Origin of the sequence: Weissella confusa (assembly GCF_004766315.1) — a bacterium.
Classification (GTDB): Bacteria; Bacillota; Bacilli; order Lactobacillales; family Lactobacillaceae; genus Weissella; species Weissella confusa_A.
Map to the genome: position 1 here is coordinate 1 of NZ_PVSN01000085.1, position 2,393 is coordinate 2,393.

Sequence of the window (2,393 nt, forward strand, 5' to 3'; positions counted from 1 at the left end):
CTCAAAAAACGCCCAATCGAAAAAAACACCCTGAAACCGTGCCAAGGTACTGGCAGTTTCAAGGTGATTTATCGTATTTTACTGATTTAGCTGTGGTTAAAAATTTAGTGCATGAATAATCCGGGTTAAAACTTCCCATGATTTTATAAAGGGGCATGGACCCCCGTTTTTCAGTAGTTGTGGCTATGGGGCTACTGATAATGTCCAAATTATGTTTCCCTTGTAACGAGTTGTATCCTTAATATTTAGGTGCTCTTTTCGCAAATCAGAGAATTTCAACGAAATCATATGTGGGACTGTTAGTGATTTTTGACTTAAAATCGGAAACATTCCTGTGTTCTGGTTAAGTTGTCCCCCACTAACTTGTTTTTTAGTAATAATTTGCACTTGTTGATCCTTCTTAATTTGAATCTTGCCACCCATCATTTCAACCATCGGATCACCGACCATGAAATCAGAATCAAGTTGCGCATTCAACGTCCATCGAACCGACTTTTCATCCGGATTAGTATCTGCAATAGCTAGTTCACCATCCATTTTTTCAGCGTCTTTTGGATCTGCACCATCGTAAACTCTGTCACCTGTTTGGACAGTTCCAAAGTCTAAAGTAGGTGCATATACTGACAAAATCCCATAATAAGTGACATCAGTTGATCCAGTTAATGGCGTACTGTCATTAATTTTCTCAGTACTAAAATCAACCACTGCCCTATCCGGACGGTATCCTGGGAAGTCCGGCGTTTTAACTTGACCAAATTTCGCGTTAGAATCCAATGTCGGCTTGTAATCTGGATTTATAGACTGTAGATAATAATCCGTTCTTCGATTGACCTTAAATGGTGTCTCAATAGATTTTTGCGGCGGTGTCACATTATCAATGCCTGGTTGCATTTTGTAATTAACAGTTCGTGTAAATGTCACTTGATCATCTTTTTTGTCATCCGTCACGTGAATAATAACAGGGTCATTTAATACATTATTGTCCTTATTCACTTCCAAAATTCTGGCAGCATTTTCAATTTTTGCAAAGGTCGTAAACTTTGGAATTTGCTTCTTGATTTCTGCAAACGTGGCTTCACTATATGAATCTCCTACGTGCAAGCCAGGTACTGTACCACTTGATAGAGTCTTACCGTTCAAATCATCATCAACAATCTCGTAAGGTAGTACACCAGGTATTCGCTTATATCTGACGGTAATGTTGTTGTCTGCGTCATTTTCTACCGTAGTTATTGTTCGATCGGCTGGAGATCCATCCAATTCATAGTTTGTAAATGATGGTGCTAAAAAGTTTCGTTCTCCATTTCCTTCAACGGACAAATTTTCACCGACAATCCCCTCAATGGTAGCGTCTCCCTTGGGGTCCATATTTTTATTTTGCTCATCATAGAAATGTACTTTAGTTTTCGTAGAAACATATTGGCCCGACATGTTACTCAATGTAACTCCACCAACATCATCATGTCCGTTTCCATGTGCGGCACCAAGAGCACCTATGTACACTTTATCAATATCACTTGGAATTATATTTGTTGCAACAATAGTCTCACCACCGTCTGTTACTAGTGAGTAGGAAACCTTGTGAGCTGAATGATCATATTTCACATTATACTTACGAGTTAAATTACGATTCCAACTACTCGTATAGAATATACTCTTGCCACTGATTGTATTTTGATTTGTTCCCATCGTTTGTCTTACTACATCGCGGTGGGCAAATTGTTCTGGTCGCAAAATAGGAAACCAATTTTCTGATGGATCAAAAGCTTGGGTTCCAAAAGCAGTTTGCCACTTTACATGTGCAGATCCGTATCCTGCGTGGTCAGGAGAACCCGTCCCGGTCCACGGAATTAATTGTTCATCCGCCAAGTTAGCTGAAGGCACTGTCGAGATTACCATCCCTACAAAGTCCGTGTTGTATTCTCCTCCCGAACTGTCTGATGAAAGATTCACAGTAGTCGTAAATGAAAAGTCCGCACTAGTGTCAAAGGGACGATTAAAAGCAACCGAAGAGGTTCCTTCGTCCGTATTCGCGCCTTGCATCAGCTGCCATTGCTTATTACTTTGGTAAACCGGGAGAGCGTAACTCGGAGTATTATTCTTTCTTATCGTGTGTTTAGCATCGAAATCATCCGAATTAGTTGTAATCTTCACTGGTGGTATATCCTGTCCGGGACTAATCAGTTCATCCGCAAATGCTGACGCTTGAAAAGGTGTCATCAAAGACACCGCTACACCTGCCACAGCAGTAATAGAACTTAATAAACGGCGCTGATGTCAAGATTATGGACAGGTTTTTTCGGCACCGAGAGGTGCCGGACTCCGAAAATTTTTCAAAACCCGGATTTCAGCTTAAAAAGGCGTCATTTCTCGGTGTTTTTGTAGGTAGAACA

General features: G+C 40.6%; 1 protein-coding gene. It reads right to left on the bottom strand.

Going from position 1 to position 2,393, the window contains the following annotated elements; all coding sequences use genetic code 11:
• Nucleotides 1-183 precede the first annotated feature (183 nt).
• Nucleotides 184-2,220, bottom strand: coding sequence for a hypothetical protein (locus C6P11_RS10775; RefSeq protein ID WP_210114243.1), 2,037 nt, complete (start codon nt 2,218-2,220; stop codon nt 184-186).
• Nucleotides 2,221-2,393: the final 173 nt, after the last annotated feature.